Here is a 16,321-nt window from a genome sequence, read left to right on the forward strand (position 1 = left end):
ATTATACAGATTGATTGCATTGGTTTCAACTACTGTATCATCGAATTAAATCGTCAACTGTATACCCATCACTTTCTACTACCTTAGCAATCACCTGATTAAATTCATGGGCAATTAACTCTTTACATTGAGTAGTTATGGGCCCATTAAGTGAAATTAAGTACTCACCTTCCTGATTTTTTGAGAATAAAACCCACAAAGACCGATTAGTTACAGGGCGATCCTCACTTCCAAAATGGTTCGCATATTGATATTTAAGAATTGTATGACTCGATTCTGGAGCTGCTTTGCTAAAAAACGAAGGAGTAATATTCACCAGGATCCTTAATCGCTCTGGTTTTTGCAGGGTTATATTTAATTTAAATAATTTATTAACTTTTCTTTTAAGTGATGCATTAAAACCAATTACTTCGGCCCAACTTAAATACTTAAGATAAAAATCAACAATCATCGAATGAAGTTTACTGTTCTTAAATTGCTTGGTTAACCAGAGTTTGTTCCATCTATAAAATAAATAATGGCTTATTGTTAACCCAGAATCTTTAAATTCACTGTTTTTAATCACATGCGAGCATTTTTGAAAAGAAGCAGTTTTTAATTGTTGATCCTCAATCGACTTAATAAAATCAATGAACGTATATTGATCGTGTACCGCGATATTTAATCGTTTATATTCTGAAAACAAACCGACAACAGAATTATATTGACTGCCTTCCCTGCCGCTATGAATCTGGATAAATGGAATTTTCTTTTGCCGACTTAACTTGTAAAAAACAAGATGGCATGCAGCAATTAATCCCGTGCTGACATTCATATTTTTAGTTCGGTGCCACTCTATAAATTGTTCTGCCTGATGCGAATCAATAGGATAATGGAATAAATACTTTTTCTGGCTGCTTATAGGCATAAAGTATTTATGTCCAAGATACAGCATTTTGAACCCTTTATTATAATTCTGCCAAAAATTAATTTTATGTTTTAAATTCGTCTCATAAAGATGATTATTTTTTTTGACGAAATTAAGAAACGACTCCTTTTCTGGTTCCAGAATCAACGTCTGTCCTTGTACCAACATTTCATAGTATTTTTTAAATTGACCCAATACAAGATCACATGAAGGACCATCAACGATGATATGAGGGATCACCATGTGTAATTCATGCAGATCACTATTTATCTTATAAAGAAATACTCGAATCAGCGGTTGATGGGTTAGCGGAATATCACTCCTCATATTATTTTGGAATTCTTGATCGAGTAACGTCTCCTCATTGTCTAGAGAGATGTCTTTGTAGATTAATTCAAATTGTCCTTTCTTATTTAACACCTGGATTGGCACTTCAGTATTGAAATTCAGCCAAAAACTACTATTTTGTTTCACAACAGCATCAAATGCTTGAGCGACATAATCCTTATTCAGCCTGCCTTGAATCTGTAATTGCGTTCCAACATTATAAGAATAGCCTTGCCTGTTAAGTACCCAAAAAACGTATTGAAAATCACATAACGGTACTTCTTCGCCAATGATGTTTATAGCGGTATGGTCTGCCGCTCTATTATCAAAGTTAAATAAACTTTGTAATTCATTCGCAATATTTTTAGCAATCTTGCTAATACTTGGCTCATTAATAAAGTATTCAATAGATAAGTTCAGGGTTGGACTTTGCAATTTGTCATGAATACGATTGCGAATTTCTATAGCCATTAGCGAGTCTAAACCTAATGAGAACAAACCATCATCTACTTCAATTTGTTCGATATTGTCTAACCCTAACACATCCACCGTAATTTCGCGCAAAACTTGACTCAGTATGGCAATCGACTCTTCCTTGGTATGTTGGCGAAGAGAATTTAAGAAATTTCGATCGGCTGGATGAGTATGTTTCATAAGCTCAGCCAACCATGCTTGTTTCGGTGAATATTTAAAATAAATATCCCAGTTGATAGGACATACAGCAATTTGCGCCAATTGAGCACTTAATAAAACATCAAGAACATCGATACTGTCCTTATCCATAAGGGTAAAGCCACGTTGTTGGATAGCCTGGCTCAGGTTTGCAGTCATTCCGGTTGCGTGAAAAGGCCCCCAATTAATCGAGAGTGCAGGTAATCCTTGTTGTTGCCGTAAATAAGCCAATCCATCGAGAAATCCATTAGCCGCTACATAATTTGCTTGTCCTCTGGCACCTAATACAGAGGCTAAGGAGGAAAACAAAACAAATAGATCCAATGGAATATCTTTGGTTAACTGATGCAATATCAACGCACTATCCATTTTCGCACTTAATACATTTTGCATCTCATCGTCACTTAAATTAACCAATAAGCCATCTTGCACAATGCCGGCGAGATGAAATACGCCTTGCAGGGGTTTGGAACTTTGTTCAATATCAGTAATGATCTGTTCCATTTGCTGATAATTACTGGCATCTGCCTGATAATGCTTAATAAATACTTGCTTTTTGCGCGCACGCTCGATCAGCGTTTTGGTATCCTCAGAACACTCCGATCTACTGGTAATGACAATATAATGCGCCCCTCTGCGAATAAGGTACTCAATTAATGTTTTTGCCAAGCCTCCAGTCCCACCCGTAATCAGATAGGTTGCATCACTTTTAAACTCTTGTTGGACAAGATTTGCTGAGATCTGCGCTTTCTTTAATCTGGGAATATAAAATGTATCTCGGATTGCAAACTGATTTTCAACGCTGTTGGTAGCTAATAGATACTTTAATATCTCTGGCAAGGTACTCTTGGTATCCAAGTCGATTGAATAATTTTTAACAAGCTCAAGTTCGTTACTAAAGGTTTTCCAAAAAGCACATGCCATAGTATGGTAGGGATTTACCTTATCTGTATCATGAATCGCATATGCATTTTCTGTGACCAATATGAAGCGATGAGGCCGCAACTTAAACATTTTTTGACAACAATGAAATAGATCATTGAATTGGCTTTGATTATATAAGAACACTATATCTTTATTCTCAATAGGCCCCAATTCATTTAGACCATGTATTAATTGATAATCCAGATCACCCAATAGCTTTTTTGCCTTCTCCGGCTCATTTGATATCACAAACAACCTGGAAGTCTGCTTTTGGGTCGGCAAATTGAACTTGAAGGGACTCCATCGAGTTTGATACAGATTCTGAAGATAAGAATCATAAGGAATAAAATGACTTTGCGTCACTCTTCTTAGTTTAAACTTCTCAATTTCACCAATCAGAAAACCTGAATTATCATAAAATTTGACATCAAAACAAAGCTCATTATCATGCTCAGCAGCTCTTTGCGTTAATCGGGTCCACACACTTCGAGGTACTTCCTGAGTTGTAGTCATTCGCGCAAACGTATAAGGCACATAAGTGGAATGCTCAAATTCATTCATTCTGAGTAATAAAATACTTTGCATCACCCCATCAAGCAAAATAGGTGGATAATAATAGTTAAAGCCTTGGCTGCTTTTGGTCAGGAGTATTTTGGAAAAAATGCTGTCATGATGCAGGTAACTCTCGTGCAGAACCTGGAATTCATCTCGATAAGACAAAGCATGTTTTTTAAAATTCTCATAAATTTGCGATAAATCTAAGCGACGCTCAAAAGATGATTTTAACTCATTGATATCAACCGATTCAGAAAGCGACGGCGCTCGCGAATTGATTTCCATTTCAGAAAACAGTTGCCAATTATCATCTTGCTTCGCAAAAATATTGATTTTGTATTGTTCGTCGCTTTTTGGCTTGACTTGCAACTGAAACTCTTGAGCCTGCTTTGGGTATAATGGACGTTCAATATGAAATTGTTCAATAGAAAAAGCATTGCGTTGCAATACTAGTTTGGCGGCTGCCAAACCTGACTCAATAAAAGCGGTTGCGGGAAAAACAACTTTATCAAAAATAAAATTCTGATTGATGTATGTCAAATGTTCTAAGTCCAGCTTATTACTAAATAAAAACTCATTACCAGGCAGCGAAAACATTTGACCTAAAAGAGGATGCACAACATCCGCGGGGGATTGAGTCGAGATTTTTTTATCAACCCAAAATTCAGTCGCATCAAATACATAATGAGGTAAATTAACTTTGTTAAACTCATGACCACTGTTTTTATAGTATAGATTCCAGTCGAGTTGTTTCCCTTGCATGTAACTGGTCACAACAGAATTGAGTGCAGCCTCATTTTGCACATCAAGAACATTACTTGTTTCATGAGACATAACATACTGACCTAATTCCAACAATTGGCTCGCCTCTTGAGTTGTATGAGCAACTAAAGCCAATCGATAAGTATAATGCTCACGACAGGTCGCAGCTGTAAAACAAATATCGCTAAAATCATCTGATGTTTTTGCTAAATACCGTTGATAACTTCGGGCTAAATGCTTTAGAGCAGTTTGCGAATTCGCCGAGAAGACCAGTAATTGGGCTTTAGCGGTTTTAACAGATTGAGGTACTCCCTGCTCTGCAGTTTTAGGAAACTCTTGTAAAATAAGATGAGCATTAGTTCCACTAAAACCAAATGCACTGACCCCTGCGCTTCTTAACTTTGAGTCCGCCTCCCATTCGATGTGTTGCAAAGGGAGACGAATATCCCCAAGATGAATATGTGGATTTAATTTTTTAAAATGAAGCAACTTATAAATTTTCTTCTTTTGCAAACTGATCACTGTTTTAATAACACTCGCCACGCCAGCAGCACTTTCAAGGTGACCAATATTCGTTTTAACTGCACCAAGGTATAAGGGATTATTCTGAGTATGTCCTTTTCCATAAACCTGGTTGATTGCATGTACTTCTATGGGATCTCCTAATGGGGTGCCCGTCCCATGTGCTTCAATATAACTGATGTCACCACTGGATAAATCCGTTTGACTTAAAGCTTTTATCATGACTTCTTCCTGGCTTTTGCCATTAGGAACAGTCAATCCGGCAGAGCGTCCGTCACTATTTACTGCTGAAGCTTTAATAACCGCTAAAATGGTATCTTTATCGCGTAACGCATCAGGTAACCTTTTCAATAACAGTACGCCACAGCCTTCTGCTCTTGCATATCCATCTGCACGTTCATCAAAAGTTTTACATTGACCATCAGGAGCTAAAGCTTTGGCTTTGCATAAAGTAATGTTTGCTTCAGGCAATAGCAACACATTGACACCACCAGCAAGCGCATAATCAATTTCCCTGTTTTTTAAACTTTGACATGCATAATGAATCGCTACTAATGATGAAGAACAGGCCGTATCCACACTGATTGATGGGCCTTTCAAATCAAACGTATATGCTACGCGTCCTGGAATCAGATTCGATACATTGCCCGTTATCGAATAAACACTAAGTTCCTCGTTAGAAAAACCCGACTTCTCCAGTTGCGCATAGTATTCATTTGGACCGACACCTGCAAAAACCCCCGTTAAACTGCCACGTAATGCCCCAGGCAAATAATTTGCATTTTCTATAGCCTTATAGGAGCACTCTAAAAAGATTCGTTGTTGAGGCTCCATCAATTTTGCCTCACGAGGACTAATACCAAAGAAATTTGCGTCAAAACATTTAATGTTTTCAATTAACCCTAGTTTATTGACATAAGATTTCCCTGGTGCATCCATATCAGGATCATAATATTTTCGGTTATCCCAACGCTCCATGGGTATATCATTTATCCCACTTTTACCTTCTTCAAGTAACGTTTCAAAGGCATCAAGATCAGGAGCACTAGGAAAGGTACAACTCATGCCTATAATAGCAATTGCATCATCGGTTTTTTCTACCACTGGTTGGGGAGCTTGTTTAATAACTAATTGTTTCCCCAATTCCGACTCTATAAACTGAGCCAGCTTATTAATTGATGGATAATCAAAACCTATTGTCGCAGTTATTTTAAGGGTAGGAGCTAGCTTTTCTTTAAGCTTGGTTGCCAGTTCAGTAATCATCAATGAGTCAAAACCAAGTTCAAAATATCCCTCATCTTCATCCAACTCGTCCACTTCGGTTAGCTCAAGGATTTCTTTACAAATAGAACACACCAAATCTTTACAGGTCTTGAATCGATTCTCTGCATTAATTTTCAAATAATCATTAAGCCATAAAGATAAATTCTTATTGGCAAATTGCTCTGCCGCATGCAGAGTATCAGCTAAATGTTTGTGGAAAACAGGCGCAGGCTTAGGAACAAACTCAAGCATAAATTTGAGATAATCAGGGGATATAATTACTGCATGGCTTAACTGATCATTAATCAAAGTTTTAATAAAGGTATGTCCTTGCTCATTACTTATCAAAGACTGTTTTAACCCTTGGTCTTGAGATCGTTTTTGGGCCATACCGACCTCGCCCCAAGGCCCCCAATCAATTGCAGTTCCTACCAATCCCAAACGCCGACGTTCTGCAATCAAAGCATCTACGAAACTATTAGTACCACTGTAAACTGACTCTTTATTGCTGCCAAATACTGAGGAAATCGAAGAATAGACAACAAAGAAATCCAGATCGAAGTTTTTAGTTAACTCATGCAAATACCATCCGCCTTGCACCTTGGCAGAAAATAAATAATCTACATCCTCACTATTATGTTCCAATAAGGGAGCTTTAACCGCTACGCCTGCTGCATGAATAATACCTTTTAACAATCCATCTGCATTCAACTCAAGAAGTAAATGACGTACTTGTTCTTTGTCACTAACATCCAAACTTACAGGACGAATAATTCGACTGGTATAATTATATTGAATTTTTTTAATTGCTTCTTTTACTGCAGGTTTATCGACATTTCGCGAAGTAAGGATAACCTCTCTTGCACCTGCTGAAAGCAAAGCTTGCGCTGTGACCAGACCTAAACCGCCACAACCTCCGGTAATTAGATAACGCCCCTTTCCATAGAGCGATCTTTTCTTATCCAACAATTTGGCTTTTTGCAATCGCGCTATAAAACGTTTCCCTTCGCGATAAGCGACAATATGTTCATAGCATTCTTCAAAATTATGCTTGATTTCATCTACAATTTGCCCAGCGTAATTTTCATCTTCTGTTTTTTCCGTATCAATCAAAACAGTATTTAATTGTGGCAGCTCTAACACCAGTGTTCGGCAAAATCCAATCAGTGGGCTATCCCCCAGATTCAGCGGGCCTGCTGCGAGTTCGGTAATTGCATTCGTAGTAAGCACAATTAATTGCAATTTAAGGGCTTTTTTATCAAGCTCTTTAACGAGCGCCAAGAGCTTTTTGATGGTATTTTTTTGAAAATCGATACTGGACTCGATATCTGCTGTTGAAGGAGCGTCCAGACCTACGGCAAAAATAATCCCATCCAATTGTTCCAATGGAGGATTCTCCTCCTCCAGCAGAATATCTAAACCCTGAGCAATGAGACGTGGAGCCAGCTGTTGTGCGCCAATTAGAAGCCAATTATTCCCCTGCATTTTACGATTAGTCCGAGCACAGGGTTGAGGCTGCCATTGCAGTTGAAAACACCAGTCTTGAGGCAAAAGCGTATCTTTTAGTTTATCTTTTGTTTCAAACCAATGTTCTTCTCGAGCAAATTCGTATAAAGGGAGTTTAACTTTTATAAACTGCATATTTAGTGACCGATAAAAATCGGCCCAATGAATAATATAACCTGCTTGATAAGCAGCCTGTAATTGCGCCAATGAGATTGGATGTTGCAAGGATACTGGATTGCTTTTTTCTTTTTTTATTTGAGAGAGTGTGTATTCATTCTTTCCAATAATTGCAGCCGCTTCTTTCGCCGTGCGTGCTTTAATAGCGACTCGAAATAAGAAATGACTTCGACACATTGCTGCGGTAAAGCATATATCCGCAAACTCTTCTTGCGTATTTGCCAAATACTTTTGATAGCTTGCTAAAAGTAATTCAAGCGCGGTTTTACTTTTAGCAGAAATCACTAATAAGGACTCTTGCGGCAGTGTACGTGCCTCTATTATTTTTACAGGCGGTTCTTGCAGTACGATATGTGCGTTCGCACCGCTAAATCCAAATGAACTCACGCCGGCACATCGCAACCCATCTTCCTTAACCCAATCCATTGTATTCAATGGAATGACAGTATTTTTTAACTCAATTTCAGGATTTAATTTTTTAAAGTTGAGGTGTTTGAATATTTTATGAGCGTGTAGACTTAAAACAGCCTTAATCACTCCAGCTACTCCAGAAGCGCTTTCAGAATGGCCTATATTCGTTTTTACCGAGCTGATATAAAGGGGATTTTCTGTGCTATGGAATTCACTAAAAATTTTAGTCAGGGTATTCACTTCGATTGGATCGGCCAATGGCGTACCCGTACCATGTGCTTCAATGTAATCAATATCTTTTGGTGATAATTGTGATTTCGCAAGGGCGCTGCGAATTACCTCTTCTTGAGCAATACCATTAGGAACAGTAAATCCCCCGCTCTTACCATCACTATTAATGGAAGTTCCTTTGATTACCGCAAGAATATTATCATTGTCTTTAAGAGCGTTGCTTAACCGTTTTAAAACGATGACACCGCATCCCTCACTACGCGCATAACCATCCGCATCCTCACTGAATGTCTTGCAGCGGCTTTCGGGGGATAACATTCTGGCCTTTGAAAGGGTAATATTGGAATCGGGAGCCAGTAAGATATTCACTCCACCTGCAAGCGCCATATCACAATCACCATTTTGCAAACTCAAACATGCATCATGAATGGCGGTCATCGATGAAGAACAGGCGGTATCAATTGCCTGTATTGGTCCATGGAAATCAAATGCATAAGCCACCCGGCCAGGTATCGCATTTAAAACATTTCCAGTTGCAAAATAAATGTTTAGATCGTCCAAACCTACACCAAGACCGGCTAATAATCGTGGATACTCATTCGTACCACAACCAACAAAAACTCCGGTTTTACTGTCTTTAATCGCAGCTAGAGATAAGTTTGCATCTTCCAAAGCATGATAGCTCGTCTCCAGAAACACCCGTAATTGTGGTGACATGAGCTTGGCTTCACGTGGGCTGATATTAAAGAAATCCGCATCAAAATTTTTTATATTTTCAATTAAGCCCAGTTGTTTGATATAGAGTCGACCTAAAGCATTAACATCCGGATCATAATATTTCTCATTATCCCATCGCTCTAAAGGAATATCAGCCATACCACTTTCGCCGCGCTCTAATAAGGTTAAAAATGCATCGATAGTTTCTGCTTTGGGAAAACGGCAACTCATTCCAATGATCGCAATAGGTTCATTACTGAGTACATTGACAGTGGGTTGTCGATAAACTGGCTCTGGCATCCGGATTTGTTGTATGTGTCTGGCCAACTTATCCAAAGTTAGAAAAGCGGGAATTGACATTTTATAGGAGAAAAGCTCATAAACACTCTGCTCGAGTTCGGTTAATGACTCCTGGTTGAACCCTAAAAAGCCGAAATCCTGATGTTCCTCAATGTGTTCTTTTTTTAAAAGAGATTGTATTTGAGCGGCAAGTTTCTCTTTAATCGTTTCTATTTGTAGTTCTTTGGGTTGCAGGCATAAAGTATTTAACCCATTCTTGTTTCTGGGCTCATGCCAATAGGGCTTTCTATCAAAATAATAAAGCGGTAAATCTGCTTTATTAAATGGAACATTATCTGGATCGATTTTTATATTAAATCCTGCAAGAAACGCCTCATGAATCTGAAATGCATCAGAAGCTATTTTTTGTATCTCTTTTTTTACAGTGATCTTGTGTAATTCATAATTGTCAGACTCAATCTTTTGGATCAAGGTTTCTTTATCTCGAGTAACAATGGCACAACGATATTTAAAATGATCGCGACAGTTGATGAGTGTAAAACAAATATCGTGCAAACTCGTCGGCGTCTCTCGAAGATATAATGCATAACGTGCCAACATTTGCCTTAATGAATACTCACTCTTTGCTGACACAACAAAACATTTTGCTTGCCCATCATCTAATGATGCGGATGGCAAGGAATCATGAGTTGCTTCTTCAATGATGGCACTGACATTGGTTCCACTAAATCCGAAGTTAGAGATCTGCACATGCCTCTTTTTATTTTTTTGCTTCTTAAAAGCAATTGGTTCTACGGGTAAAAGTGCAGGTATACCCTCAGGATCTATGGTTTTGTTCGGTTTCGTGTAATGTAAATTGGCTGGAATTGTTTCATGGTTTAATGCGCCAATTGCCTTAATCAGTGATGCAACCCCTGATGATGCAATACTGTGACCTATATTACTTTTTACTGCACCAACAATCAGAGGATTATCTTGAGTATGATGCCCTTTATGGATCTGTTGGATTGCATTAAACTCAACTGAATCACCAACGATTGTACCGGTTCCATGCGCTTCAATATAATCAATATCACTTGGAGTTAAATGAGCTTGTGCCATCACTTCGTGGTGAAGGGCAATTTGTGACTTAATATTTGGAGCAACCAGAATCGTCCCATCATCACCATCCTGATTCATGACAATACTTTTGAGTACCGCATGGATTGTATCTTGATCTTTGCGCGCATCACTTAAGCGTTTTACAATAACAACGCCACACCCTTCGCTTCGGACAAACCCATCCGCATTCTTATCAAAACTGCGGCATTGATCCTGCGCAGATAACATATTTGCTTTAGTCAAACCTATAAAATTTTCAGGGCAAAGATTAAGATGAACTCCACCGACAATTGCTATAGAACATTGCTTCATTCTCAATGAGTTTGCCGCGAGGTAAAGAGCAGAAAATGAAGAAGAACAGGCTGTATCCACTGCGATGCTGGGTCCTTTCAAATTGAGAAAGTGCGAAAGTCTTCCTGCTGCAGCACTGCTGGCTGCACCAATCTGGGTATACGCATTAAATTCAATATTGTCTTTATAATTGAGTTGGCTGTAATCCTGAGTTGAACAACCACAGAATACAGCTGCATTTGAATTATTTAATGAATCCAGTGGAATGTTGGCATGATTTAAAGCACGAATCGCTACTTCTAAAAAAAGTCGATGTTGGGGATCCATTTGTTTGGCTTCGATTGCAGATATTTTAAAAAAAGATGCATCGAATAACTGAGGATTATTAAGAAAACCTCCTTTACGACCAATTATTTTATCGGCTTTCTCACGATCAGGATCATAATACTCATCAACATCCCAACGATCTCTTGGCATTTCTTTAATAGGCGAAAGCCCCTTGAGCAGCATCGCATAAAATGCCTCAACATCTTCTACATCCGAATCAACACCAGGAAATTGGCAATTCATTCCAATGATTGCAAGAGGTTCATTAAGAATGTCTATTAGATTATGTTCCTGGTTATTTTTCACCACTTTAAAATACTCCCATACCACCAGAGACAATACCATTAAGTTTAATGGCAATGACCACCAGGGGCAGTACACAAAATAAAAATAAAAAATAGCAATAATAAGGACTTATAACAAGACACTGAATTTTTGCATGATAGGATAAACACACTTTGATTTTGTTTATTAATGAATATCAGTTTCTTTTATATGCTGATTCAACATATCCCCACTATCTTTATTTCATCTGAAAACAATAACGTCCTGGCTCAAAAATTTATTCACAGAGTGCCTTTAAAATGAGCATCATAACGCTCACAGGACTTCTAAATAACTTCAACCTAACCCATTGATTTTTGGTAGTTGAAGTTATTTAGAAGTCCTGATTCATACTTATTTAATAGCACAAAAGTTTCAATAGAACAAAAAAACAGAACAAGTATACTTCTTTGTCGCAATATTGACGGAAGTTGTATTTGATTAGGGCGTGTTTACAATTCATTCCCACCGCCTACTATTTTCTTACCAATTGACAAAATACATTCATCATCGCAATTTGCTCGATGTTCGTTGGAATCGCATCAAGCAAGAAAGGCGAATAGACAACAATTGCCAAACACTGAGCCCGCGAGATGGCAACGTTTATTCTGTTTTTATCAAAAAGAAAATTAAGTCCTCGAGGAGATTCATCCGCATTACTCGCACACATGCTCAAAAAAACAATTGGTGCTTCCTGCCCTTGAAATTTATCAACGCTTCCTACTTTAGCCTGTTCACCGAGTGCTATCTTCAATTTATTCACCTGATGATTGTATGGAGCAACAAACAGGATATCCTCCCAACTGATTACTTTTTGCGAACCATTTTTTTCCTTAAATGTTCTGCCCAAAAGTTCCTTGGTCAATAATACAATCTGCTGGACCTCCTCATCACTGGCTTGGGTATTTCCCTCATGAATGACAGGTACAGGAATAATTCCCGCCTCCTTATTTAGCACGCCCTGATATCCTTGGGGAATGCTTATTAATCGATGCTCATTTTCAGAGGCAGTTTCCAATTTTCCCTCATAAATAGCTTCACTGATAAATTGATTTACCGCAGGATGCATTCTATAGGTAGTACCCAGAAAAACTCCCATAGAATCTGGAATTGTTGGGGTTGTGTGTAACAAGTACTCTAATATGGATAAACCACTTTCTTCAGGATGGCTTCCCTGGGAAGGTTGTCCCAACTGCATTTGATCGCCCATTAATATAATATTGTGAGTTGCATGACTCATGGCAATTAAATTTGCAACACTAACCTGTCCTGCCTCATCAATAAAAAGATAATCAAAAGCATCGGCTAATTCTTCTCTGCTAAACCCCCAAGCCGTAGTACCGACAACACACCCAGGTTGAATAAAATCAACAATTTCTTTATTCTCCAGAACCGCAATATTTAAAGTGTCAACTTCCTCATCTGTATTACGTGTGCAAGCAAAATGCCCTTTTATTCCTTTTTCAAGGCAGTAATCCGCAGTACTCAATAACAAGTTATTGATTGCTTTATGACTATTTGATGAGATGCCTATTTTTTTTCCTCTTTGAATGAGCTCGGCGATCAGATGTTTCCCAGTGTAGGTTTTTCCAGCACCAGGAGGACCTTGAAGTGTTAGATAACTATTATTTAAATTGATAACAGCACGAATAATTTCAGTTAATCGCTCTTGGGGATTATGACTTGGTGCTATAGCTAATCCTTGAGGATGATCTTTAATTCGCGGATAAGACTTGTTTAGAAAATCCAATATCGCAGTATGTTCTAGTAAGCCTTGCTCAAATAAAGCAGCTTGCTTGGCAATTGCATCAGGAATCGAATGAGGATCGACATATTCATTAGGAATCAAAGTAATAGGCTCATCGGGTTCATTTTTCATTTGCAAGACAATAATCCCATGTTCCAGATTACTGTCTTTTTCATAATAATTGGCGGTGAGCGTCTTACCCTCTTCTGTTTCCTGACCTAAAATGAAATATTGCTTGGCTCCTCCTTTAAATTCCTGCTCCGGATCAAAAAAATACTCATAAGCCATATTACGTGACTTGGGTGAAAGCTTATATGGTGGCTTAGGGGTTCGTCGGCAATAGGCCAAACAATCAATATCATCAAGTAGTTCTTCTCCAGTTAAACCCAGACGTTCAAACATACGCCAAAACACCGGTTTGGCTTCACGTCTATGGAACTCAATTGACCATGCCAAAATCAAATTTATTTTGGCTAATTGTAAGTTACCTTCTGCTTTTAAACATTCGGCGTTTGCCAGTAATCGATCTCGTAATTGAATACGCTCACTTAATTCTTCCTTTACCTCAAGTTCAACAGGTTCCTTTTTACCTAAATAACTAATACCTTGTTCTTTTTGCCGCACTCTCAACCAATCAACCAGTTCCTGAGTGGAATTACAATCATCAATATTATAAGCGCGAATATCATTTAATATTTTTGACATTTGCCAATTTTCTCCGTCTGGATTTTCTCGCCAATGTTCGTAAACGACGACTGAATCACCTCCAGATCCTACTTCAGTATCACGTTTAGCTCTATATAAATGCTCTATATTTTTAATGGAGTAACGCGGCTCGCCAATAATTAAAGAGGCTTTAACGATTTTATATAAATCAACAAATACTTCATTACGTAAAAGCTGATCCACCTCATCTTCGCACACGCCGTATCGCCCCATGAGTCGTCGACATGCAGAAACTTCATAGTTGGCATAATGATAAATATGCATTTTCGGATCTTCTTGCCAACGCTGATAAACCCACTTTATAAAAGCTTGAAAACTTTCTTTCTCTTGCGCCGAATTATGAGCCCAAAAATCTTTATACTGGCGTTGACCTTTTTCATCAAAATAAGCAATCCCCCAAAGATACTCCAACCCCCCTTCTTCAAGGGGAAAACCTTCAATATCAAAAAATACATCCTGTGATGATCCGGCAGGTAAAAGCGCCAAACCGTGCTTTTGTCCTGGGACGTGAGCTGTCATTTGATATAAAGGAATATCCTTGCCGCTACTTTTTTTTTGAATTTTAGCTTGTGCTTGCAAACGCGCAAAACGCTCCGGTTTAATTCCTTTGACCCAGGAACAATCTGCATGAGCTAATGCAGTCATTGTCTTAATACCTGCCTGATACAGCTTTTTGATTTGTCCTGTCGTAATGGTTGCAACCTGAATCAAATGATCTGCATTGACTAATAACTCCTCAGCATAAGTACTCCATCTTCCCCAGCTTTTAGATGCCGCAGGATCAGGGCATGCAGCAGGATCAAAATTCTGTTGCGCCAATAAAAACTGTTGTTTCAAATTCTGATAAAAATAAAAATAATCTGCAGTGCGAAAACGTCTTTGCTCCTTATTTCCTAAAACGACGGTGATGTATTCTGTTCTACAGCCCTGCATGTCTTCGAGCATTTCCGCGTAGCAACATAATTGCAGCAGAAAACCAGGTTTCACAGAACGAGCAAGTTTGGTATCCCAAACCTCATAAATGTATTCACCAAATCGACTTTGGCCTGCTGTTTTTATTAAAAAATCGGCATACCCCTGAAATGGAGGCGATTGCAAATGAGCCTGATAAATCACATCGACGCCATTATTCATAGCCGTTAACGTTGCCTCGTATGAATTGGCTTGTTGATGCAAATTTGCAACGGATAATCCTTGTTTTTCAAAAAATTCTAAAAGTTCTAATTCATGTTGATGGCCCAAATGCTGCAATACATCATTTAATTCATCTTTTTTATCAGATGGGGGTAATAAATCAGGGCGAACCACTGCAAGATGTTCTATCCAGGATACAAAAGGACTTTCCATAAACTGAGTGAGATCCGATGGCGAAAAAACTAATTGACTGGATTTAATGTACATTTTGAAACAATTTAATATGGGGTTAATTAAAAAGTATACCAAAACATTAGACCTGTGAAATATTTAAACTAACCTATTGATTTTTTTTGTTTTTTTAAAATTTTGAGCAAGGGCGTCGAAAATAGTATAAAATCAAGCCAATAATGTCTCTGCAACTGGAGCACAATATACGAAATGATGAATAAAAATGAAAAAATACCCCCGGAAAATCAAAAGACAATAAATAAAACGGTGGGATTTGTAACCAGTTCTTTAGCACTTTATGCTTTGCTTCGCAAAGGCAATTACAGAGCTGCTTTTCTTTTGTATCAGAAAAGCGGTGGCGTTGGTTTCAATATTTATAAGGAACAGGAAAATGGCAAATTAAAACGCTGTTTTGCCATTGACTATCATCCTTTTTGGGATAAAAAAACCAATCAATCTGTTTGGAAATTGCATTATCATCGTGGTGAAAATGAAAGCCAAATGAAGAAACATAGACCTTATCAAGGTGGATGGTAATCTCCTTTTATAGTTTGGTATGTACTATTATGTACACTCCTTCGCCTCATTCGCTTGCGCTTTGTCTAAAACATAATGGGCTATGCTATAGCTTTAAATTATGATGCTAATAATATGATTAAATTGAAATTTTTATAGTTATTACCCATAATGTTGCTCTTTACTTTAACAAGAGTACCAATAATGAAATTTGAAAAAATTGAATATTTTCTTAAAAAAGCAGGGTTTCAGCTTACTCATGAAGGAGTAGGATTTGGAGAAGTGGAAGGGTGTCCTTCATATCTCTATCAAAAAAATATTTTAGGCAGTACCCCACAAATGATTCAATTAGCTGTATCAGGAGAAAATAAAGAGGACATACATCCGGTCTATAGTGACAATGTTCCTAAGCTGGTTCGTGATTCAGTTAATAATATAATCAATAATAACATGATTGAGTCCGCAAATATTATAAGATTTTAGCTTTAGGATGCAGCGCAGCGGAAGCTAGAATTGTGATATTGGCTTATAACTCACGAATCCACTGTATAGCCTAGTCTTAATAAATTGATTCCAGTAAAATCCATGGTTAGTACATGCACACCCACTAAAGGTTTTTCCTGTCTTTTTGTACCGGGGAGTCTTGATAT

General features: G+C 38.0%; 4 protein-coding genes. 2 read left to right on the forward strand and 2 right to left on the reverse strand.

The genetic code is table 11. From position 1 onward, the window contains the following. Nucleotides 1–37 precede the first annotated feature (37 nt). Both DGG96_RS13935 and DGG96_RS13940 read right to left on the reverse strand, forming a co-directional pair. A complete protein-coding gene (locus tag DGG96_RS13935; RefSeq protein ID WP_110143259.1) occupies nt 38–11,338 on the reverse strand; it encodes an SDR family NAD(P)-dependent oxidoreductase in 11,301 nt (3,766 codons plus the stop codon). A 454-nt stretch (nt 11,339–11,792) separates the two neighbouring features. Next, nucleotides 11,793–15,191 carry a TM0106 family RecB-like putative nuclease gene (locus DGG96_RS13940; protein ID WP_110143260.1) on the reverse strand — a complete coding sequence of 1,133 codons (3,399 nt, stop codon included), beginning with the start codon at nt 15,189–15,191 and terminating at the stop codon, nt 11,793–11,795. Nucleotides 15,192–15,365: 174 nt separating this feature from the next. Between DGG96_RS13940 and DGG96_RS13945 the strand changes: the two genes are divergently transcribed. Then, nucleotides 15,366–15,692, forward strand: a complete 327-nt coding sequence (locus tag DGG96_RS13945) for a hypothetical protein (protein WP_126955401.1) — start codon at nt 15,366–15,368, stop codon at nt 15,690–15,692. A 183-nt stretch (nt 15,693–15,875) separates the two neighbouring features. After that, complete coding sequence (locus tag DGG96_RS13950; RefSeq protein ID WP_110143262.1) at nt 15,876–16,154, forward strand: hypothetical protein; 279 nt, start codon at nt 15,876–15,878, stop codon at nt 16,152–16,154. The last annotated feature ends 167 nt before the right edge of the window (nt 16,155–16,321 follow it).

Source organism: Legionella qingyii (assembly GCF_003184185.1).

Bases quoted from the DNA above. Each gene is read 5' to 3' on its own strand.
- DGG96_RS13935 (WP_110143259.1), bottom strand. From the start codon at position 11,338: ATGGTATTGTCTCTGGTGGTATGGGAGTATTTTAAAGTGGTGAAAAAT.
- DGG96_RS13940 (WP_110143260.1), bottom strand. From the start codon at position 15,191: ATGTACATTAAATCCAGTCAATTAGTTTTTTCGCCATCGGATCTCACT.
- DGG96_RS13945 (WP_126955401.1), top strand. From the start codon at position 15,366: ATGATGAATAAAAATGAAAAAATACCCCCGGAAAATCAAAAGACAATA.
- DGG96_RS13950 (WP_110143262.1), top strand. From the start codon at position 15,876: ATGAAATTTGAAAAAATTGAATATTTTCTTAAAAAAGCAGGGTTTCAG.